20 protein-coding genes are annotated in these 21,716 nt (G+C 60.6%); 9 read left to right on the forward strand and 11 right to left on the reverse strand.

Annotated features, from left to right (window positions below; translation table 11 throughout):
- Nucleotides 1–44: 44 nt before the first annotated feature.
- Genes selD through ispE form a run of 3 tightly spaced genes read left to right on the forward strand, consistent with a single transcriptional unit; the run spans nt 45 to nt 2,855 of the window.
- Nucleotides 45–1,115, forward strand: a complete 1,071-nt coding sequence (selD, locus tag NET03_RS01410) for a selenide, water dikinase SelD (protein WP_252127102.1) — start codon at nt 45–47, stop codon at nt 1,113–1,115.
- On the forward strand, nt 1,084–1,962 hold the full coding sequence (gene rsmA / locus NET03_RS01415) for a 16S rRNA (adenine(1518)-N(6)/adenine(1519)-N(6))-dimethyltransferase RsmA (RefSeq protein ID WP_252127103.1): 879 nt from the start codon (nt 1,084–1,086) through the stop codon (nt 1,960–1,962). Before selD ends, rsmA begins: the two co-directional genes overlap by 32 nt.
- Nucleotides 1,962–2,855: a 4-(cytidine 5'-diphospho)-2-C-methyl-D-erythritol kinase gene (gene ispE, locus NET03_RS01420; RefSeq protein ID WP_252127104.1), complete on the forward strand. Its 894-nt coding sequence runs from the start codon at nt 1,962–1,964 to the stop codon at nt 2,853–2,855. The genes rsmA and ispE overlap by 1 nt, the downstream gene beginning before the upstream one ends.
- Here the strand turns inward: ispE and NET03_RS13450 are convergent.
- Nucleotides 2,852–2,974 (reverse strand): hypothetical protein, encoded by a 123-nt coding sequence (locus NET03_RS13450; protein WP_286207018.1) that lies wholly within the window; start codon nt 2,972–2,974, stop codon nt 2,852–2,854. The genes ispE and NET03_RS13450 overlap by 4 nt on opposite strands.
- Nucleotides 2,971–3,456 carry a PaaI family thioesterase gene (locus NET03_RS01425; RefSeq protein WP_252127105.1) on the reverse strand — a complete coding sequence of 162 codons (486 nt, stop codon included), beginning with the start codon at nt 3,454–3,456 and terminating at the stop codon, nt 2,971–2,973. The genes NET03_RS13450 and NET03_RS01425 overlap by 4 nt, the downstream gene beginning before the upstream one ends.
- Nucleotides 3,457–3,569: 113 nt before the next feature.
- On the opposite strand from NET03_RS01425, the gene moeB reads away from it, so the two are divergent.
- The gene (moeB, locus tag NET03_RS01430; protein WP_252127106.1) at nt 3,570–4,766 is read left to right on the forward strand and encodes a molybdopterin-synthase adenylyltransferase MoeB; all 1,197 of its coding nucleotides are present in this window, start codon (nt 3,570–3,572) and stop codon (nt 4,764–4,766) included.
- Nucleotides 4,767–4,847: 81 nt separating this feature from the next.
- Here the strand turns inward: moeB and NET03_RS01435 are convergent, their stop codons facing one another.
- The 3 genes from NET03_RS01435 to NET03_RS01445 are packed head-to-tail and all read right to left on the reverse strand — an operon-like array spanning nt 4,848 to nt 6,547.
- A complete protein-coding gene (locus tag NET03_RS01435; protein WP_252127107.1) occupies nt 4,848–5,330 on the reverse strand; it encodes a M67 family metallopeptidase in 483 nt (160 codons plus the stop codon).
- Nucleotides 5,327–5,605, reverse strand: a complete 279-nt coding sequence (locus tag NET03_RS01440) for a ubiquitin-like small modifier protein 1 (RefSeq protein ID WP_252127108.1) — start codon at nt 5,603–5,605, stop codon at nt 5,327–5,329. Before NET03_RS01440 ends, NET03_RS01435 begins: the two co-directional genes overlap by 4 nt.
- A 15-nt stretch (nt 5,606–5,620) precedes the next feature.
- Complete coding sequence (locus NET03_RS01445) at nt 5,621–6,547, reverse strand: PLP-dependent cysteine synthase family protein (protein WP_252127109.1); 927 nt, start codon at nt 6,545–6,547, stop codon at nt 5,621–5,623.
- Between the two features lie 421 nt (nt 6,548–6,968).
- On the opposite strand from NET03_RS01445, the gene NET03_RS01450 reads away from it, so the two are divergent.
- A complete protein-coding gene (locus tag NET03_RS01450; protein ID WP_252127110.1) occupies nt 6,969–8,789 on the forward strand; it encodes a protein kinase domain-containing protein in 1,821 nt (606 codons plus the stop codon).
- A 17-nt stretch (nt 8,790–8,806) separates the two neighbouring features.
- A complete protein-coding gene (locus tag NET03_RS01455; protein WP_252127111.1) occupies nt 8,807–9,595 on the forward strand; it encodes a hypothetical protein in 789 nt (262 codons plus the stop codon).
- Nucleotides 9,596–9,795: 200 nt separating this feature from the next.
- Here NET03_RS01455 and NET03_RS01460 read toward each other — a convergent pair whose 3' ends face one another.
- The 5 genes from NET03_RS01460 to NET03_RS01480 are packed head-to-tail and all read right to left on the reverse strand — an operon-like array spanning nt 9,796 to nt 15,548.
- Nucleotides 9,796–11,415, reverse strand: a complete 1,620-nt coding sequence (locus tag NET03_RS01460; RefSeq protein ID WP_252127112.1) for an APC family permease — start codon at nt 11,413–11,415, stop codon at nt 9,796–9,798.
- Between the two features lie 24 nt (nt 11,416–11,439).
- Nucleotides 11,440–13,077, reverse strand: a complete 1,638-nt coding sequence (locus tag NET03_RS01465; protein WP_252127113.1) for an APC family permease — start codon at nt 13,075–13,077, stop codon at nt 11,440–11,442.
- A gap of 36 nt (nt 13,078–13,113) precedes the next feature.
- On the reverse strand, nt 13,114–13,773 hold the full coding sequence (locus NET03_RS01470) for a cyclase family protein (RefSeq protein WP_353655744.1): 660 nt from the start codon (nt 13,771–13,773) through the stop codon (nt 13,114–13,116).
- Nucleotides 13,770–14,750 carry a metallophosphoesterase family protein gene (locus NET03_RS01475; protein ID WP_252127115.1) on the reverse strand — a complete coding sequence of 327 codons (981 nt, stop codon included), beginning with the start codon at nt 14,748–14,750 and terminating at the stop codon, nt 13,770–13,772. Before NET03_RS01475 ends, NET03_RS01470 begins: the two co-directional genes overlap by 4 nt.
- A 30-nt stretch (nt 14,751–14,780) precedes the next feature.
- Nucleotides 14,781–15,548 carry a hypothetical protein gene (locus tag NET03_RS01480; protein ID WP_252127116.1) on the reverse strand — a complete coding sequence of 256 codons (768 nt, stop codon included), beginning with the start codon at nt 15,546–15,548 and terminating at the stop codon, nt 14,781–14,783.
- 451 nt (nt 15,549–15,999) lie between these two features.
- Between NET03_RS01480 and NET03_RS01485 the strand changes: the two genes are divergently transcribed.
- Nucleotides 16,000–17,616 carry a bifunctional aminoglycoside phosphotransferase/ATP-binding protein gene (locus NET03_RS01485; RefSeq protein ID WP_252127117.1) on the forward strand — a complete coding sequence of 539 codons (1,617 nt, stop codon included), beginning with the start codon at nt 16,000–16,002 and terminating at the stop codon, nt 17,614–17,616.
- A gap of 8 nt (nt 17,617–17,624) precedes the next feature.
- On the opposite strand, the gene NET03_RS01490 is transcribed toward NET03_RS01485, so the two are convergent.
- Entirely contained in the window at nt 17,625–18,587 is a 963-nt protein-coding gene (locus NET03_RS01490; RefSeq protein ID WP_252127118.1) for a tyrosine-type recombinase/integrase, read from the reverse strand.
- Between the two features lie 491 nt (nt 18,588–19,078).
- Between NET03_RS01490 and ggt the strand changes: the two genes are divergently transcribed.
- Nucleotides 19,079–20,779, forward strand: a complete 1,701-nt coding sequence (gene ggt / locus NET03_RS01495) for a gamma-glutamyltransferase (RefSeq protein WP_252127119.1) — start codon at nt 19,079–19,081, stop codon at nt 20,777–20,779.
- A gap of 90 nt (nt 20,780–20,869) precedes the next feature.
- The gene (locus NET03_RS01500; protein WP_252127120.1) at nt 20,870–21,715 is read left to right on the forward strand and encodes a sulfite exporter TauE/SafE family protein; all 846 of its coding nucleotides are present in this window, start codon (nt 20,870–20,872) and stop codon (nt 21,713–21,715) included.
- The last annotated feature ends 1 nt before the right edge of the window (nt 21,716 follow it).

Raw genomic sequence — 21,716 nt, forward strand, 5'->3', positions numbered from 1 at the left:
CAGTACCATTCCTCGCAGGGATCGTTGCGGAACGGAGCGTGAGCGTGAGCGACCGCCGCGAACTCGTGCGACTAACCGCGCTGGCCAGCTGCGCCGGTTGAGCGGGGAAGTTGGCCCCTGCGGCCCTGGCGCAGGTGCTGCGCCCGCTCCAATTCCATCATGATCCGCGGTTGCTCGTCGGTCTACAGACGAGCGACGATGCGGCGGTTTACCTGCTCGAGGAGGGCGTCGCGCTCGTCCAAACGGTCGATTTCTTCCCACCTGTGGTCGATGATCCCTACATCTATGGAGCTATCGCTGCGGCAAACGCGATCAGTGACGTGTACGCAATGGGTGGCGAACCCTTTTTGGCGCTAAACATTGCAGCCTGGCCCGACGACCAACCACTCGAACTCCTCTCTGAGATTTTCCGTGGGGGGCTTGACAAGGCACGTGAGGCGGGCGTCGCGATCGCTGGTGGGCACACCGTCACCGATGACGAGCCCAAGTACGGCCTGGTGGTGACTGGGCGCGTCGACCCAACGCGTATCCTCACCAAGTCGGCCGCGCGCCCGGGTGAACTCTTGTATCTCACCAAGCCAATCGGTACTGGCGCAATTACAACCGCCTTGAAAGCCGGTGTCGCTGAGCCGGAGCATGTTGAAGCGGCCATTTCCTGGATGTTACGTCTCAACCGTACGGCGAGCCAGCTCGCGCTGGCACACGGAGTGCGTGCCTGCACTGACGTGACGGGCTATGGCCTCGCTGGCCACGCAAGCGAGATTGCACTGAAGAGTGGCGTTCGACTGGTCATTGGAGCGCGGAGTGTCCCGGTCATCGAGGGGGCGGAACGCTATGCCCGTGCCGGACGCTTGCCTGGCGGCGCGCAGCGAAACCGCTCTTATTACGCTGAGGGACCTGACGCGGTCGTCCGGCGCGGCCGTGGCATTCCGACCGTTCTCTGGGACCTCCTGTTCGATCCAGTCACGTCCGGTGGCCTACTCTTCACCATCGCGCGCGAGCGGGCCGCCGCCCTTGAACAGGCATTCGCTGCAGCGCACGAGCCGTTGTGGCGGATCGGTTTCGTGGACGACGAGGGCACCGGTGTTGAGATCGTCGCCGAACTCCCAGGCTAACGCGCCTTCTTCTGCTGCCACGCCGCCAGCAAACGTGCGGCAAGCGCTTCAGGTTCTCGGAATCCGACCGCGGAAGGCACTAGGACAACACTTTCTGCATGATCCCTCCATCGTTCGACGCATTGTCGAGGTCGCCCAGCCACCACCGGATGCGCTTGTTGTCGAGATCGGGCCCGGACTCGGTACTTTGACCGAAGAACTCGCCCAACGAGCGGGAACAGTCATCGCGATCGAGCTCGATCGACGCTTGGCGACGTGGCTTGACGAGCGATTCCGTGGAACGAACGTGCGAATCGTACAGGGCGACGCCCTCACTGTCGATTTCGCCATGCTGACCAATCGTCGGCCATATCTTGTTGTTGCCAACTTACCGTATAATGTCGCAACGCCGATTCTGCAGCGACTTTTGACGAGCGAGCATCCGCCAGAACGTCTTGTCGTCATGGTGCAGCGGGAAGTTGCTGAGCGGATGGTCGCTTCACCACCGGCGATGAGTTACCTCTCCATACTTGTCCAGTTTTTCACTCGGCCACGCATTGCCTTTCGCGTTGGACCGGGCGCCTTCACCCCCCCGCCGAAGGTCGAGAGTGCCGTTCTCGTGCTCGACCGCCGAGAAACACCGCTGCCGCGCAGTGAGTGGGAGGCATTTTTCGAGATTGTCCGAGCTGGCTTCGCCCAGCGCCGCAAACAGCTGCTCAACGCGCTCTCTGCAGGACTGGACCTCGCGAAGATACACGTGCGAGCTGCCCTTCACCGCGCCGGCATTGCTCCGGACCGACGAGCAGAGACGCTGACGCTCGACGAGTGGCTACGCCTCTACCACGCACTTCGCGAGGAGCACGAGTGATGCCGTATCGTGTCACTGTGCGGGAACCACTCGTCGTGCTCGCTCCAGCCAAGCTGAACCTCGGGCTCGAAGTACTTGGGAGACGCCCCGACGGGTACCACGACCTCGTGACCATTCTCCAGACGATCGACCTCTCCGATCGCCTTGTGCTCGAGCCAGCTCCGCGCCTCACCTACCAACCGCCGTCCGGGATTGGCGACGAACTTGTCGCCCGGGCCTTGCGGTCACTTGCTGCGAAGGGAGTGGTGATCGAGGCACGCCTCAGCCTTGAGAAGCGCATCCCAGTCGCGGCAGGCCTTGGAGGCGGCTCAAGCGATGCGGGAACGTTGCTTGGAGCATTCGTGCATGCCGGACTCCCACGTTCGCTCGCTACTCCGATTGCCACCCAACTTGGGAGTGACGTTCCATTCTTTCTGGACGGGGGAACCGCACTCGCACGCGGTCGCGGCACGGACCTAGAACCCCTCCCGCCGCCAAACGGTTGGTTCGTTCTCGTGGTGCCCGAGCTGACACTCGCGCACAAGACGCGCCAGCTCTATGCTGCCTTGACCCCGGCCGATTACAGCGACGGCCTGGCTACCCTCCGCCAAGCGGAGCGCTTGAGGCTCCGCCAGGATCTCGACCCACGGCTCGTGCGCAATGCATTCTTGCGGCCTTTACTCGCCTTCGAAGCGGTTCGGCAAGCACTCGATGCCTTCGTAACTGCGGGAACTCGCTGGGCCTGGCCAAGTGGATCCGGCCCCGCAGTCTTCACATGGTGTCCACAGCGTGAGGCTGCCGAACAGCTCACCTTGGCGCTGGAAACCAGCGGTCTTCGACCCATCCTCACAGCACCCCTGAAGCCAAGCTGGGAACAAGTGAGAACGGCGATAACTGTGGAACAACTCCACTAATCAAGCGCCGACACTGCCGCAGGTCGTTGTACCTCAGCCAAACCAGCGAGCCCCGTGGTACCAACAAGCAAGCGATGTGCCTCGTCGAACGAACAGGCTGTCAGTCGTTGCGGGCTCACCGGTGACCCTCGTCCTCAGCAGCAGAAGCGGATCCACCATACCGCACCCACCAGGCACGTTCTTGCTCCGCCGGAGCACGCAAGAAGGTTCCTTGGGCTTCGACGAGCAACCGGCCATCCACTGCATCTCGGAGCTCGGCCCGGGCGCGAACCAGACGGCCACGGTCTTCCTCAACCCAGCCACGGACCACGAGGAGCTGACCCACGCACACAGGGTGCCGGTAGGCAAGTTCCATACGCGCCGTGACCATCAGACGCTTGGTCGTGGCAATCACTGCCCAACTCATCGCCTCGTCAAGCACGGTCGCCAAGATACCACCGTGCACGAGACCGATGTACCCCTCATGTTCGGGCCGCGCCGTGAACATCGCCTCGATTGACTCTCCCTGCCGGTAGAAGGCGAGGCGAAGACCGATCGGATTCAGTTCGCCGCACCCGAAGCACGCGTGATCGGTCACGCGATTGACGCGTTCACCCTCCATGCACAATTCCTTTCGGACTGCACTCAAAGTACCCCAATGGGGTACAATCGTTGCGTCGGTGGCTCTCTCGGCACTGCCTACCAGTGCACGAGCCTAACGCGGAGGACCGGTCAATGGCGAGACGATACGAACAGCTTTTTCAGGAGATCAAGCGTGCAATTCGCGAAGTCGATGTGCACCAGGTGTACCAGCAGTTGCGCGCTGGTCGGCGCCCGGTGATTATTGACGTGCGCGAACGAGAAGAGTGGGAGCAGGGATACATTCCCGGCGCCATCTTCATTCCCCGCGGCTATCTCGAGATGCGCATCGAGGAAGAGGTGCCAGAGAAGTCGACACCGATCTACATCTATTGCGCAGGCGGCGTCCGCTCGGCCTTTGCTGCCAAGACACTCGAGGAACTCGGCTACCAGAACGTGTATTCGGTTGCGGGCGGATTCAGCGCCTGGAAGCATGCCGGTTACCCGTTTGTGACACCGCGGCAGTGGACGCGCGAGCAACTCCAGCGCTACAGTCGGCACTTCCTGATCCCTGAGGTCGGCGAAGAGGGTCAAGCACGGCTGCTTGACTCCAAAGTGTTGATCATCGGAGCAGGAGGTTTGGGCTCACCGGCAGCGCTGTATCTCGCTGCGGCTGGGGTGGGCACAATCGGTATCGTTGATGCAGACGTCGTCGACCTCAGCAACTTGCAGCGTCAGATCCTGCACACGACCGACCGTGTCGGACGCCCGAAGACCGAATCGGCTCGTGATACCATCCAGGCGCTCAATCCAGACGTCAACGTTGTGACGCACGATGTTTGGTTGAGCAGCCAGACGATCCTTGATGTCCTTCGAGACTACGACGTGATCGTCAATGGAGCGGACAACTTCCCCACACGATACCTGGTGAACGACGCAGCAGTGCTCCTTGGCAAGCCGGTTGTCGATGGCAGCATTTTCCGTTTTGACGGCCAGGTGACTGTCTACAAGCCTGGCGAGGGGCCATGCTACCGCTGCCTCTACCCGGAACCACCGCCACCGGAACTTGCTCCCAGCTGTGACCAGGCGGGCGTCTTGGGCGTCTTGCCGGGTGTGATCGGCGTTCTCCAGGCCACTGAAGCAATGAAGCTCCTGCTTGGCATCGGCGAACCGCTGGTTGGCCGCGTGCTCCTTTATGACGCCCTGGTGGCAACCTTCCGCGAACTCCACGTCGAGCGGGATCCGGAGTGCGCCGCGTGTGGGCCGAACTCGACACTTACCGTGGAGACGATCGGCCAGATCGACTACCAGCAGAGCTGCATTCTGCCGGTGCGACGGAGCGTCGCTGATTGACGATCCGGCTAAGCGTTCCAGGAAGTGGACAGGCCGCGGACAAGCGCGGCCTGTCTTCATTTCCCATCGGTTGCTGCGCACCTACTCCTCGATGACGATGTCCTCCTCCTGCACCCGGCCATCAACCAGACGGAAGGCCCTGACTACTGGTCGGGCTGGGTCGGCCAACGAGCAGATCATCAAGAGCATGTTTGGCCAGAACGCTGCGAGCTCGATGTCGGTCCGTGAGGGATACGCCTCAGTGGCTGGGTGAGAATGGTAACTCCCGAGGTGCTCCAGTCCCGCCGCTTCAATCGCGCGGAGTGCCCGGAACTGATCCTCTGGATCCATAAAGAATCGCTCGACCGCGATCGCGCCTGGTGCATCTGGTCGGTAGTCACGCCCTGGTGGAATTAAGCCGCGCTCAGCGAAGAACTCCACCGCGAGCTCAGCCCGATTGGGGACCGGATAGACCTGCTCAATACGATCCCCCTGCCCGGCCAGCAGGCCACACGCCTCGCGTGGTGCCTCCTGCCGCGCATGAGCGACGATTGCCTCATACTGTTCGCGCGGAATTCGGATCATCGCCCGCCTGCCATCGCCGGAATAATCCCGACCTCGTCACCGTCAGCGAGAGGCGTTTCGACGCCCTGGAGCGACCGGATGTCTTTCCCATTCACGAAGATGCTGACAAAACGTCGCACACGCCCATCCGGCTCGCAAATCCGCTCGCGGATACCAGGATAGAGCTCGTCGAGCTTGGTCAGCGCTTCACCAACCGTCTTCGCTTCGACCTGCACAGAAGCGCGATCTTCTGTGAACCGCCGCAAAGGTGCCGGAATTAGAATTGTTACCGTCACCGCTCCTCGCTCCTTTCACCGGCTTTCAGTGTGCTCCTCACCGCGCTCTGGATGCCACAGTGGGGTGCTCAGATATTTGAGCCCGCTATCGGGCAGGATCGTCACGACAACGCCGTGATCCAATTCACGCGCTACACGCAAAGCAGCCACGACTGCTGCCGCCGCCGACGGCCCAACCAGCAAACCCTCGACCCGTGCCAATTCCCGCGCCAGCTGATATGCCTCTTCAGTATTAACGAATTCCATACGATCGACCAGGGTGGGATCGTAGATCGCTGGCACGAGCGCTGTCGGCAGATGCTTCAACCCTTCCAGACCGTGAAACGGGTCATCGGGTTGGACGCCAACGAGGACGATTACCGGATTCGCTTCCTTGAGCCGACGCCCTGTCCCCATCATCGTCCCTGTTGTGCCGAGTCCAGCGACGAAGTGGGTCACTTCGCCACGGGTCTGCTCGAGGATTTCGACACCAGTACCCTCATAATGGGCGAGCCAGTTGGCTGGGTTGCTGTACTGATCGGCGTAGAAATATCGATTAGGCTGCTCCGCTGCCAGCTGCCGAGCAAGCCGAATCGCACCATCGGTTCCTTCATACGGATCACTGAAGATCAGTTCCGCACCGTAGGCCTGCAGGATCGCCCGCCGTTCCTCACCAATACTCCCCGGAACGACCAGAGTGACGCCAAACCCTAACGCTGCACCCAGCATGGCATAAGCGATCCCGGTGTTTCCCGAAGTGGCATCCAACAGGCGTTTCCCTGCGCCGAGCGCTTTGGAGCGGAGTGCCTCTTGAACAATGCGCCAGGCCGCACGATCTTTGACTGACCCACCAGGGTTGTACCACTCTGCCTTGACCAGGAGCTGGACGCCTGCGGGAACACCATGGGCAGCCGGCAGGCGCTGCAGACAAAAGAGCGGTGTTCGCCCGATCCGCTCAGTCATCGCTTCGCCCAACCGGCATCGCATTGAGGAACCCATGGCCACTCACCCTCCGCCTCGTTTCAGCGCTCCATCTTGCCACAGGATCGCGCGGACAGGGCAGCCTTCTGGACATTCTGGGTGCAGGGCCGCTCGAGAGATATCGGACAGCATCGACTCGCTCACCGCCAGATGCCTTTCCTCAAGCTTCCTTGGCCACCTGGAAAGCGCGATCCAGTGAGACAGCGAAGGGCACTGACAAGAGCGGCCATTCCAGCCACCTGCCGGGGCCGATTGCTGCGGAGAGCATCGCAGCCCCCAAGGCAACCCCTTCGTCCTATGGTGTTGCCTTGAAGGCAACAAGGCAGAGGGCGTAGTAGGATAACCCTGGTAGCGAGCCACTGGCGGGGAGTGCTTTCTCGTCTGTGGGGAGAGGCAGCATCGCGTGCAGACACGGATCCTGAATGCCCGTTACCGGCTCGACGAACCGATCGGCGAAGGCGGTATGGCGGTCGTCTACCGCGGTTACGACCTTGTACTCGATCGCCCCGTCGCGATCAAGGTTCTCCGCGGGCAATTTGCTGCCGACGCGAGCTTCCTCCGCCGGTTCGAGCGTGAAGCCCAGGCCGCGGCACGACTCAGCCATCCCAATATTGTCAGCGTCTACGATGTCGGCCGGGACGATGGCACACGCTACATCGTCATGGAATACGTGCCTGGCACGACGCTCAAACGACTGATCCTGGAACGAGCTCCCTTCCCGCTCGATGAAGCCATCCACATCCTCCGGCAAGTGGCGGCAGCGCTCGACTACGCGCACCAGCACGGTCTGGTACACCGGGACATTAAGCCGCAGAACATCCTGGTGGACGAGCGTGGTTTTGTGAAGGTGACCGACTTTGGTATTGCCAAAGGCCTCAGTGACGTGAGCCTCACCGAGGCTGGCTTCGGCATGGGGACAGTGCATTATGTCTCACCAGAACAGGCACGTGGCGAACCCGCAACCCCTGCCAGTGACATTTACTCCCTTGGAGTCGTGCTCTACGAGATGCTGACCGGTCGGCTGCCATTCGAGGCCGACAGCCCGATCGGCCTCGCCATGAAACATGTCCACGAACCCCCTCCGTCACCTCGGCAGTTCAACCCCACCCTCCCGCCGGCTGTGGAGGCCATCATCCTCCGAGCACTGGCAAAAGACCCACGGCAGCGCTTTCCGACAGCTGGTGCACTTGCCCAGGCCCTAGCCCAGTGGCAGCACTATTCTCCAAGCATTCCGAAGGCCTCGCCGAGAGCGAGTGGCGGACTGTATCGCCCTCCTGCGAGCCGTAGTCGTACCCGCGGCGGTCCACCGCGAGCCACAACCTCTGCCACTGATATTGGATGCGCGACGTGGCTCGTGGGTAGTGCGATCCTCGCCGGAATTGTGGCACTGGTCGTTCTCGCGTTCCAGCTCGTCGACTTGCGTGCCCTCACTGGTACCAGTAACCAGCCCGAACCCTCACCGACACTTGTCGCCGTGGTCCCAAGCCCGACACTCGCTCCATCGCCGACGCCACAAGTGTCACCAACGGTTGCCCCTACCCCAACCGCTGAGCCAACGCCCAGCCCCTCACCGACGCCGGAAATGGCGCGGGTTCCCGACCTTGTGAACTCGACACTCCGCCAAGCAGAAGCCGCAGCCGCAGCTGGCGACTTCCAGCTCAGCATCGAGGAAGTCTTTGACAACGTCATCCCTGCTGGGGTCATCGTACGCCAGGATCCTCTGGCTGGTCAACTCCTTGAGAAGGGAAGCACGATCCGAATTTGGGTGAGCAAAGGACCAGAGTGGATCACGTTGATCGGACTGGCGGGACGACCCTACACCGAAGTGCTTCAGCAACTCCAAAGTCTCCCGGTAACTGTCGAGAAGGTCGAAGAAGGGAGCCGCACCGTTCCCGAAGGCTACGTGATCCGTACTGAGCCAGCAGAGCAAGTTCGGAACGGCGGAACTGTCACCGTCTACGTAAGCGTCGGAGATCGCGTGCGGGTGCCGGACATGTACGGCAAGCCCTATCAACAGGCTATCGTGACCTTGCAGCAGGCCGGACTCGTCGTCCGAGATGTCATCCCCCAAACCTGCGACGAGATTCGGCGAGCGTTCCCGACCTTCGACTGCGAACAGTTTCCCGAGGGTGGTGTGGTGAGCGCGACGCTGCAATGGAATAGCTGGGTTCCTCGTGGCTCTCCGATTGACATTGCGTACTACCAGAAACAACCGCCACCCTAATGGTTGGGATACCCCCAATGGGTTGGTTTCGATCCCTTGGCTGGCTACTCATTGGCCTCATCGGTGGTCTCCTCTTTGGCAGTTTTGCAAGCAGCTACCAACCAAATGGGCATATTGTGGTGGGGGGAACCGGACGGACCTTAAGCGTCGTTCTCTTGCTTGGCGATAGCGAGATCATTGTCGGCGGCGGTACTGTCCCCAACGACGTCGTAGAACTTGCCGATCGCTCCACTGTCCCTTGGCAGCGCCCGTATGAACTATTGATCATTCCCAGTTGGGATACCGAGCACGTACCGGGAGCCTTGAGCCTCATCGAGCGCGGTACTCTTCGGTCAGTTGCGATTGTCGGACCAGTGAAAAGCGATCCAGTCTGGACTATCCTTGAGCGCCAGGCCGAGCTCCATCACGCTACCGTGCGTTTCATCACGGCGCCCTCACGTCTCCTGTTTGACCAGAACACGACCCTTGAGCTCTTACCCAGCGAGGCTGGGTTGGTGACCTGCCTGCGGTCAGGCTCGCTCGTGGTTGAAGTGCGTGATCAACGTGTAAGTGCACAACTCCCTGCCAACTGTGGCCAATCCGCAGCCGTGGTATCCCTGCGACAAGCATCATCGGTCGATGCATCACTCCTGATTCGGCCACGACCACGCCGCGCCCAAGAACTTGTCAACTCCGCTCGCTACGAGATTCAGCTTGACCGTGGTGAACGAGTGACCCTTCGGCTCGGTACAAGCGAACTCCGCGTTCGCCGAGACAAGGTGGTTACCGTCCCAACCGCTGCTCCTGGTGGGACGCAGGGGCAGTGACGGTGTCAGTACGTGCCGAACGGTCTAGGTCGCCAACCGCTTCAGAGGCCCGCTGCAAAGGTTCATGCGCCCCGAGGAGGTGGGGGAAGCACACGGAACACACTCGCGCAACCGCCCCGGCCTCAGCTCTCGCAGCAGACTACATGCTCACGCCCTGGCAGGGAGGTCCCTCCTCCCCCAGACGAGGTCATCACTCGACCTCACTCCGGAGGTATCTCTCGGAAGGCATACTCGATGCGAATGCCCCGCCGTGCCTGAATCATGCGGGTACCCCAGTACAGCAATGCTCCCACCACAAAGACGCCAACCGTCAGTGCCTGCACATTCGGGAAGTACGCAAGCCCCACAAACGGATCGAGCCAGAATACCACTTCACAGATGAGCAGGCTCAACACGGCCACTACTCCGACAATCGACATCAAGGGAATCCCAGCCAACCGCCAGCGCACAGGGGACGCCTCAAAATCGGCTCGTCGCCGGTACGGAAAGACGATCGCTGCGACAGCGGTGAGGAGGAAAGAAATAATCCATCCGAAGATCCCCACGATACTTGCGAGCACAATCTTCCACGCATAGAGCGCAAGGCAGATTTCGCCGAGGATCCCGACGACGAGAATTGCTATGAGCGGCGTGTGAGTACGCGGACTCACATACGCCAGCCGTTCCGGCATTAACCGGTCGAACGACCAAGCCAGCAGTATGCGGGTTGAAGCCAAGTAGTTGATCGGCAACCACACGTAGGTCCAGAGGAGGAAGCCGATTCCCAAAAAGACAACGAGGGGCAAGCTCCGGTACACCACCGACCCGGCAAGCTCCACGAACGTCGGAGTGAAGGCAAGCCCGAGCGCAGCCGGGTCGGCTGCCCCAATTGCAGCCAGTCCCTCATAGCCAACCATCTTCTGGAACGCCGCCACAAGCACAAGGATCCACAACGTACAGTACATGACCGAGCCGGGCATCCCGAAGAGCTGCGCGCGCCGCGCATTCTTTACTTCGCCACCGATGATGCTCGACGTAATCGAGTAGAGGACAATGTAGAGTGGCAGGCTCAGTGAGAGGAATGTCTGATATGCATCGAACGGTTGGGGTTGCTGAGAGCCCGAAGCTTCTTGGGCCACCCGAAAGGCATTCGCCACCCCACCGACAGCCTGTACGTACTCATCGAACCGGGCGACGAATGTTTCGCGCGGGGTCACAAGCGCGATCAGCCCAAGGATCGCCACGGCGATCGTCGCGATCAGAAAGGTGACGTTCTGAATGCGGAAGTACAGTTTGGTGCCGAGGGCGAAGACTGCACCGAACCCGACAATCAACACTGTCCCTGCTACAAAGATACCGAGTGGCGTCTGCCAGAAGTCTGCAAAACGCATGAGATCAGGTTCTCCGGCATTTGCAGCGAGCATTCGGAACAGTGAGGACAGCCCGTACTGTCCGAAATAGGCCGCGGGAATCCCGATGTAAACGCTGAGCCAGACCAGCCAGTTGAAACTACTGACAAATCCCAGCACCGGGGAGAGCGTCCGGCTAATGTACACGTAGTCACCACCACTGCGCGGCATCGCCGCCGCAAACAGCGCATACGTCGTTGCGTGTGCAAGCGCAAGAATCCCAGCAATAAGTGCACCGCCAAGCATACTCGCACCAGGATAAAAGGCCGGTACAAAGAGCAGAATGAACAATACTCCGATCCCAATATTCTGGTTGTTCGTGTTGTAAATAAAGATGTCGATCAGGGAGAGTTCCTTCGTCAAGCCCGTCGCCTCACGCACAAACACGCGCGGTCGACCCGGCAAACGACTCCCCACTTCCTGCTCACTCATTCATCCCGCTCCTCTACCACAATCTCACTCCACAGGGATCTCCCGGTAGGCCAGCGAGAGATCAATCCCTTGTCGGCCTCGCCACCACCGTGCAATCCCATAGATCACGAGCCCAGACAGGAAAATCCCCACATTCAACAGGAACATCCCAAACCCAAGAATGCCCTCACGAAGCGTGCTTGGATCCAGACTGATCCCCGAATATGGGTCGTTCAAGTACGCCCACTGCATGATCACACAGGCCACAATCGAAAGAGCACCCACCACACTCACTACCGGCAGCCGACCCAACCGCCAGGCAACCGGCGAACTCGCAAACAGCTCCGGCCGCCGATACGGAAGCAGCACCGCGCTGAGCGACACCATAATGAAGGTCAGTAAGAAACCGAAAATCCCGACAAGCGTCGCAAAGTACGGCGTAAAGACATAGATCGCGAGAGAGACGATGGAAAGCGCCCCCATAACCACCAAGCTGACGATCGGTGTATGGAACCGCGGACTGACCGCTGCAAGCGCTGAGGGCATCAAGCCATCAATCGCGTAAGCGACCAGGTTTCGTGACGCATTCAAGATCTGTCCAGGTAGCCAGGCATAGCTCCAGAAGATGAAGCCGAACCCGATCAGGAATGCAAGCAGGAGATTGTCGCTCCCGAGGGCAACGAGCTCGTGAAAGCGCGGGGCAGCCGCCAATCCGACCGCACTGGCTCCACCATCTCCGAGGGTGCTGATGGCGCCGATGAGATCCTCACCAAACGCCCGGGAGACGCTCCAGACGAGGAGCAACCCCCACACGAGCGCGTACATGACCGTTCCCGGAATCACCCAGATCTGGATCTTGCTCGCTTGCTTCACCTCACCGCCGATGTACGCACTGGAGAAACTGAATCCCATCGTCAGATAAATCCAGGTCATGGTGATGAGGGTGTTCCGCAAGTTGAACGGCTGCGGCTGATAGCCACTCTCGCGGATCAGCGCCTCGAGAATGTCGCTCCGCCCGGTCAGTACTGCCAGCTGCTGCGCCACACTCGACTGGAGAACCGCTGGCGAGCGGAACAGAGCCACCACGATGACCAGGACCGTCGCGAGCATGGCAAAGGCAAAGAGCACATTCTGCACGCGGAAATAGACACCCAGCCCAAGGATGAAGAGTCCAACCAGCACGACAATGAGGAGCGCACCGATCACAAACATACCGGTAGCTGAGGCTGCCCAGTCAGCAAAGCGCAGGAGACTCTCATTTCCAGTCAAGGCAGCGAGAATACGCATGAACGGGGCAATACCGAAACTCGCAAGAAATGCCGAGGGTACACCACCATAGAGAATCCACCAGACGGTCGTATTCCAGTTGGACATCATGCCCCAGGCTGGCCCCAGGACACGGCTCACATAGACATAGTCCCCACCGCTCCGTGGCATGATGGCAGCAAGCATTCCATAGGTGGCCGCCGTCGGGAGCGCGAGCAACGCACAGAACACAAGGGAAAGCGGCAGGCTGACTCCACCGTACGACGGCATGTAGAGGAACATCAACGCGACCATCAGGCCGATCGAGATGAAGTTCACATTGTAGATCAGCGCGTCGAACAATCCCGCCTCGCGGACGAGTCCAGTGGCTGCCCGCGTGAAGACGTGTGGCCCTCGCCCCTGCCCTGACTCCCGCATCTGCTCCTCCTCCCATCATCCCGATGTCCCGCTCAATCAACTTGCTTCACGGTCCCACTGGCAGGCCACCGCACGCACCGGTGCACCATCAGCCCCACGCACGGCCAACGGCAGGCAGACAAGGAGGTAGTTCTGACTCGGTGAGAGTTGGGTCAGCCCACGCAAATTCTCGACTATCAGCACATCCGCCCCGAGCAAGCGGGCATGTGCGTGCTCTGTCCCGCGGACAGTCGAATCGACGTTCAATGCGTCGATTCCTACCAGTCCTACTCCCAAAGCGACAAGAACGTCCACTGCCTCCTCGGAAAGAAACGGATGACGGAAGTACCGCTCCGTCCCCCAATACCGATCCCAGCCGGTGGCGAGCAGCACGGCATGACCCGGCCGCAGCCGCTCTTGCACCCTGAGGAGCGGTGCCGCAGGGATCGGCTCGTCTTCATTGAGCTCCGGAAACGGAATGACAACCGCCGACACGAAAAAGCGCTCGACAGGATAATCGGTAATCGATCGTCCATGGCCAAAGTAATGAGCCGGCGCATCGACATGCGTCCCCGAGTGGCTCCCGAGTATCAGACGCGTGACCCGCCACGGGGCGACCGCACTGGATGGCTCCAGCCGCACTTCCGGATCTCCTGGAAAGACCGGCATCGCGCTCTCGATCGGATGTGAGAGGTCGTAGCAGCGCATGGTACTCATCCGCTGACGAGCTGATAGCTCACAACGCGATCGTCCTCCAGCACGACAAGAGCTCCGTGTAACACCCCCTCCCCATAGGCTGATCCCGGATTCATGCAGAGTGTCCGACCGATTCGGACGGCACCTCGCGATTCGTGGATGTGCCCGTGGAGGCTTAGCACCGGCTGGTACCGCTCGATTGCGTCGCGGACAGCTCGGCTTCCCACCGGGATCAGGTTCGGTTGCCCCCCAACCATGACAATCGAAAGATTCTCACGCAGCTGCGGCGCGCTGTCTAAAGTGGAGTCATAGGGAGGACAGTGCAGATTGAAGATGGCGGGTCGGTGAGGATCGAGCTCGCGGGCCAGCCGCTCAATCCGCACTGCGAGCTCCTCCTCCGGCAGCTCGCGCGGACTGTTCCACGGGGTCGGATTGGCCCAGGCAAGACTGAGCAGCTGGTAGCCATCGATCTCAAGGACCGCTCCGTCAGGATTGATCACGACGTCGCTCCGGTTCAAGACCTCGTCGATCTCAAACTCGTCGTCATTTCCCGGCATGACGAAGCATCGTACCCCGGTACCACGAAGGCGCTCTTCGGCGAGACGCACCCAGCGTTCGACTGACTCCCGCATGACCTGCCGGAAGATCCGGTCTGCATAGGCGGGATCAGCCTCCATCCGTGCCAGTTCATCTGGAGCGCAGCGGTAGGGGTAGAAGCCATTGAACCGGATCCGCTTTTCCGCCTCTTCAACCTCTTCCACACTCCTCAGCACCTCATGTCGCCCCAAGAAGGTCATCTCCCAACGGCCGTCAGTCTGGACGATTGGGACAAGAACCTTTCCGGTGAGATCACCCCCAAGAATCAATGTATCGACACCGTAGAACTTGGCAGCATTCAGGAACTTGAGAAAGCAACGCTCTGAGCCGTGCACATCGCTCGTGTAATACAGCGCCAGCCGTTGCGACGCACGCGCTTTCCCCTTGCGGAACCAGACCATCGTTCCACACCCTCAACGTTTCCGCGATGCTCAGTCGCGTCTGACCTCTTCCGGGAGCTCGTACCAGCGCTTGCGCTCCCCCACCACCGCCCTGAGCTTCCAGCTCCGACTCTTCGGCGCCTCCTCGACGGCTCGCCAGAGTTCTTCCAGACGACGCAACGACAGGAACTCCTCGCTCAGGTCACGCTCGAGGATCAGCGCACGAACACGCTCGACGTTCTCCTTCGCTGTCCGGTACCAGCCCCAGTCATTCGCCAGCACCTCGATAATCCGCTGAATATTGATTGTCTCCTCGTCCCCATAGCCGAGCGGATGATCGTGCAGCAACACAACGATGTCTACGAGATCCTTTTCGTTTGCCTCCCAGATCTGCAACTTGGTGAGCAGCAGGTCAGCGAGCGGCACGGTCCGGCGATCGAGGGTCAGACGCTGCCGTAGATCGAGGGCATGACACATGCGCAGCTGATCGAGAAAGACATCGATTTGCCGCTCATGGTGTGGATCCCAGAAGAACAGCCGCTGGTGACCATGCAGCGTGTTGAACTCACGGTCCGCTTGATACCCCAGCTCCGCAAAGAGCGTCTCAATACCACGCTTTTGGGAGGAGAGGCCAACCAGATCCGCATCACGGTAGATCCGTTGCAGTTGGCGATGCGCTGCGCTCGGTGAATGGAGAAACACTGCTACACCACCAAGCACCCGAAGTGTGATGCCACGCGCCTCGGCAGCTTCGAGAATCCGTCGGACCTCATCGCGAATGTCATCAAGCGGCATAGTTGAGACGACGGTTGGTCCCACTGACAATCCTCTCACTCTCGACCACTCGATTTGTGACATTTCGGCCTATTCGGCAATTACACGGGTGATCGCGATCCGTTCTTCATCACACCGCCCACCGTTGGCGCCGGGTGAGACAATCCCCGAGAAGTATAGGGCGGGACTCCACGGGCTACAAGGAACCGCCAGCACAAGGGGTGCAAACCTCTTCGGATCCGCCTCATCCATCCTCCCGGCAGGCATAAAGTTGTTGAGCGCTCACCAGAACGGTAACTTTCCCCCTCTGGTGTCCGCTCAAGTAGTGATGCGGGCGTGCCGGCCGAGCCCGACGGAGTCACGCAAGACCGCCAACCCACTCGGCCGTCTTTGTCGCTCTGCTCCCCGGGGAGATTCTTCCCCCAATGACGCCATACGGCGATGACTTGCCGTGATGTCGCTGATGCGCTAGCGTTGGCGGCAGCGGGGGAGCCGGATGATGGTACAAGACGACGAACGAAGAGCACACCAGTCCTGGCTGCTCAGCGAGCTGAGTCGGCCCGAGGCCTATCCTTTTCCTGTCGATCAAATCGACATTGAGGAAACGCACATTTCTTTGGTGTTTCTCGCCGGCAACTACGCATACAAAGTCAAGAAACCGGTGAACTTTGGTTTCCTCGACTTCACCACGCTCGAGCAACGTCGTTTCTTCTGCGAACAGGAAGTCCTGCTGAATCAGCGACTCACTGAAGGCGTCTATTTGGACGTCGTCCCGATCGTTCGAATCGGGAACCACTTACAGTTCGAAGGGGAGGGGGAAGTTGTCGAATACGCGGTCAAGATGCGCCGGCTGGATTTTGATCAGACACTTTTGCGGCGGCTCCAACGCGATGCCGTCTCGACCGAGCTCGTCGCGGCGCTTGCCAACCGTCTGGCTGCGTTTTACCGCGATGCAGCGCGCGGGCCCGAGATCGATCAGTGGGGCACTCCGGAGGCAGTCTGGTTTAACATCCGTGAGAATCTGGAACAGACCCAGCCCTACATTGGCATCGTGCTTGCGCCGTTGCAGCACCACTGGATTGGCGTGGCGAGTGAGCGTTTCCTGCGCGAGCGGCTGGAGCTCTTTCAGCGCCGTCTTGCCGAAGGACAGATTGTCGAAGGCCACGGCGATCTGCACCTCGCGCACATCTTCGTCGAATCAGAGGCGCCGCCGCGCTTTCAGATCGTCGACTGCATCGAGTTCAATCCCCGGCTCCGCTGCGGTGATGTCGCGGTTGATCTCGCCTTCCTGAGCATGGACTTCGATCACCACGGACGCAGCGATCTCGCACAGTGGTTTGTGCTCCGCGCGAGTGACGCACTCGACGACCCAGAACTCCCGCTGCTTATACACTTCTACAGTGTCTACCGTGCACACGTGCGGGCCAAGGTCAACTGTTTTCGCCTTGACGAGCTCGCGCCAGAGAGCGATGAGTATACCGCTGTTCGCATTCAGGCTGAACGCTATATTGATCTTGCGACCTCGTACCTGGTCGAACCGAGTGAACCGCTGCTTCTTCTCATCGGTGGTCTCTCCGGAACCGGCAAGAGCGTCCTCGCTCGCCGGCTCGGCCGTTGCCTCGGGTTGCCAGTCTACTCCTCTGACGTTGTCCGAAAGGAACTTGCTGGTGTCGCGCTCGAGCGGCGCCAAGAACTTCCCTACGGAGCTGAGATCTACGGTCCGGACCTTACCCACGCCACCTATGAGACCCTGCTGGCGCGAGCTGAGCGCATTCTGAGCAGCGGCAGGTCTGTCATCCTCGATGCAACCTTTCTTGACCCAGAGTGGCGCAAAGCAGCAGCCGCACTCGCTGGGCGCTACGCGGCGACCGCCATCCTCGTCGAATGTCGTTGCCCAGCCGATATCGTGGAACGGCGGTTGCGTTATCGCCCGCAGGAACCCGGGCAGGTGAGCGAAGCGACGTGGACCATCTATGTGGAGCAGCGAGCACGATTCGGCGAGAAGATGGAGTCTCTGCCCGGCCTCCAGCACCTCGTCGTCGACAGTAGCCAACCCCTTCCCCTGGTGCTCGATGACGTCCTGGCTTCGCTCCCGCTGCGTGAGCGGCTCTAACAAGCGCGTCAGGGCTGCGCATGCGTTAACGGGTCGAGCGGTGGCGCGGCGAGTCGGAGATAGCGGCGCACACTGAGACGGTTCCGCGCATCATCAGCGAGACCAAGCAGTTCGAGGAGTTCGTCCTCGCTCGCACCCCGTTTTGCTTGCTCCACGGCAAAGGTATGCCGCAACGTTTGCGGCGTGACGGGCTTGGCAATCCCTGCCGCAGCGGCAACCCGCTCCACCATCTTGTTCAAAGACTGTGGCAGGATGGGAACTAAGCGATCCAGCTGGCCTTCCTGCGCAACCAGTGTCTGGTAGATGTCTGTCAGCTCGCGGCTTCCGGCCAACTTGCGCTCGCGCAGACGACGCTTCTGTCCTTCAGCAAAGATGTAGACGATCGGGCGATCCGGGTCACTCCAGTCGATATGGGAAGCGCGCAGTGCCAACACCTCATGGCGAGAAAGGCCCAGACGCAGCATGAGCCAGATGGCCAGGTGCGTTCGCGGATTCTCTGCGGCTGCCGCAGCCAGCAGGCGCGCTTGCTCCTCGGGAAAGAGCGGCTGCGGCGTCTTGAGCGGGATTCGGTCGGAATAAAAGACTGCTGTTGGGTCGTGCTCCAACACCTTCGCCCGGATGATGAGAAACCTGAAGAAGCTAGAGAGCGTGGTGAGGCGGCGCTTCCGAGTTGAGCGCCCTCGACTCTCGTTCAAGAAGGTCGCGATATCACGCTCATCAATCTGGTTGATTGGTTTTGGGCCAACGACCGACTCGAAGACCGAGAGATCGTAACTATACGATTTGACGGTATTCGGCGGATGGCCCGACTGTTCGAGATATCGCCGGAACCAGAAGCGTGCGACATCGAGCGAGGACTCGGGCGTGAGGACCGGCAAGAGCCCGACGCTGCCGCGCAGCTTGCCATCGCGTCCGAACTCGAACAGCGGAGGTTGTATGACCGCTGGTCGCTGCTCTCCGTCGCGCTGCACTCTGGCCTCCCGGCGCACAAATGTTCTGCTCGTAGGCAGCGTACTCGACAACTCACGCCGATGTCAAGGAAAGTGCTCATCCCGAACCAGTAGCATAAGAAGAGCTCTGTTGACTGGCAGGCTCCCTATTCTTCTCCGGCCCACCCTTGAACGCACCGCGATACTCACCGTGGACCTCTTGCTTGTGCATCACACCTTGCGGTGCTACTCGGCACGTGGAATCGAGATCGGAAGGCGCAGTCTTGGAGCGACGAGGCTTAACCTCCCATGCTGGATGCACGCCGCCCGCCAAGAGGCGAACCACCCACTGGCATGGGTGCCGCCAGCCCATGTTTGTCAGCGGTTGCACGGCATGCCCTGCGTGACGCCAGGTCATACGCTTTGCAAGCACTGCGTTGCGCCCTGCTCCTCGTCGACCTCTTGCCTTGCTCCTCTCCTCGACTGGGAGTAGGCTGGTGCGGGCCTAAGGGATAGAGGGCAAGGAGGGAACCATGAGCCGCAGCGAGTGGGTGATCGACCGCGCCGAGGCACTCGGAAGAAATGGTATGGTGGCCGCGAAACATGAACTCGCTGCAGAGGTCGGTGTTGCCGTTCTTGAAGATGGCGGAAATGCAGTTGACGCCGCCGTTGCCACTGCGTTCGCCGTTGGCGTGGTCGAACCTTTCATGAGCGGGATCGGCGGCGGAGGACTCATGCTTGTCTTTCTTGCTGAGCGCAATGAGACGGTGGCGATCGACTTTGGGATGTGCGCACCACTCGCTGCCCGGCCTGACCTCTACGAGCTCCTCCCCGGCCAGAGTGCGACCCGCTTCGGCTGGCGAGCGGTCAAGGACAACGCAAATGTTCATGGGCCACTTGCAATTGCTGTCCCAGGGACGGTCGCTGGGCTTGCTACAGCGGCCCAACGGTACGGAACGCGACCACTTGCCGAACTCCTCCAGCCAGCCATCCGCCTTGCTCGTGAGGGCTTCCCTGTGAGCTGGCACACAAGCCTTGAGATCGCCCAAGATGCTGCGTTGCTCGCTCGTTATCCCTCCACCCGCGCGATCTTCACCCGCGAGGGACTACCCCTCCCGGTATTCACCGACTTGCAGCCAACCATTCTGCGTCAACCGGACCTCGCTCGGTCACTCGAAGCCATCGCCAGGGGAGGGCCAGACGCTTTCTACCGAGGTGAACTCGGCAAGACGCTTGTCGAGGGGCTCAGGAGTCTCGGTGCTATTCTCAGCGAACAGGACTTCGAAGCGTACACCGTTCGCATCGGACCGCCGTTGTGGGGGACGTATCGTGGCTTACACATTGCGACCGCTCCTGCCCCGAGTGGCGGGCCGACATTGCTCGAATCGCTCAATCTCATGGCCTGCTTCGATCTTGCTTCGTGGGGGCAGAACAATGAACGGACGCTCCACGTTCTGATTGAGGCGTTCCGCCAGGCCTTTGTCGACCGGTTCACGTACCTTGCTGATCCAGCCTTCGTTCCCGTACCAGTCGAGGCACTAACTGACCCTGCGTATGCACAGGAACATGCTACGGAAATTGGTGAGCGAGCCCGTCCGGTGATTACCCCAGGCATACCGGAACGGCTTGGCGTGGAGCGAGTCTTCGCGCGCTCGCTGCCGAACTATGGCAGTGGCGCGACAACCCATATCTGTGTCGTTGACCACTGGGGGAATGCGGTTTCGCTGACCCAGACGCTCCTCTCTGCCTGGGGCTCACGCGTCGTCGCACCAGATACCGGCATTCTCATGAACAATGGCATGTTCTGGTTCGACCCGGAGCCCGGGCATGCCAATTCGATCGAGCCCGGTAAACGACCGCTCTCGAACATGACACCAACACTTGTCTTTGCCGAGAAGGAGCTCTTCTTGGTTCTCGGCGCCATGGGCGGACGACGGATCATCAATGCGATCGCGCAGATTGTGAGCAACGTCATTGACCATGGTCTCGGAATCCAGGCAGCCATCACAGCACCCCGGATTGACTGTAGCGTCCAGCCGACCGCAGTGAGCGCTCGGCTCGATCCCAGCGTGGTCGCCCAACTCCGCAAGCGCGGGCACGAGCTCCAGGTCGTCCGGGAGGACTTTGCAGACTCGCCCTTCGCAAGTCCCGTCGGCATTCTCCGCGACCGCGAGGGAGTGCTCCATGGCGGAGCGAACCCGTACTATCCAGCCATGGCCATCGGCTTGGACTGAGGACCGTGCTGTGTTCAGTTGCGGCGAGCGCTCTCCCCCTGCCGCGACGCCCCCATCTGGTGTCGCAGTCCGTACTGTGCGGGAGAGAGCATGGTTGGCATCGAACTCTTTGTTGTGTTCCTCTTTGTCGTCTCCTTCCTCGCTGGATTGCTGGGATCATTGATTGGTCTCGGCGGAGGGATCCTCGTTGTACCAGTCCTCACCTTGATCTTCCGACTGGACATTCACCTGGCTGTCGGAGCAAGTATCGTCTCGATTATCGCCACCTCGAGCGGTGCAGCCGCTGCCTACGTGCGGGACCATCTCACCAATGTCCGTGCCGGCATCTTCCTTGAGCTCGCAACCAGCACGGGTGCCGTGCTCGGAGCACTGCTCGTCCCGTTCTTGTCGAGCCGGACACTCTACTTCTTGTTCTCCGCCTTTTTGCTCTTATCGCTCGGACCGATGGCGCGGCGGTTAGGCGAAGAAGTGCCGAGTGGGGTGCGTCCAGACTGGTTGGCACGGCATCTGCAGCTTGGCGGGGCGTATCCCGATCGCGTACTCGGACGCGTCGTGGCGTACGAGGTCACGCGCGTACCGGTCGGATTTGCCATGATGTTCGTCGCTGGGCTCGCTTCCGCACTGCTTGGGCTCGGCGCGGGAGCGCTCAAGGTACTGGCGATGGACTGGGGCATGCGGATGCCGATGAAAGTCTCGACCGGAACCAGCAACTTCATGATTGGCGTCACTGCCGCGGCGAGCGCCGGTATTTACTTCTGGCGCGGCGACGTTGTTCCGGTCATTGCAACACCGGTGATGCTGGGTGTGTTGGCCGGATCGCTCGTGGGTGCACAGCTTTTGCTCCGGCTTTCCAATCGGCGTGTGCGGCAACTGTTCATCCCGATCATTCTGGTAATCGCGCTCCAGATGCTGCTTCGGGGACTGGGAGTGTGGTGAG

The organism is Thermomicrobium sp. CFH 73360, assembly GCF_023806465.1.
GTDB lineage: Bacteria > Chloroflexota > Chloroflexia > Thermomicrobiales > Thermomicrobiaceae > Thermomicrobium.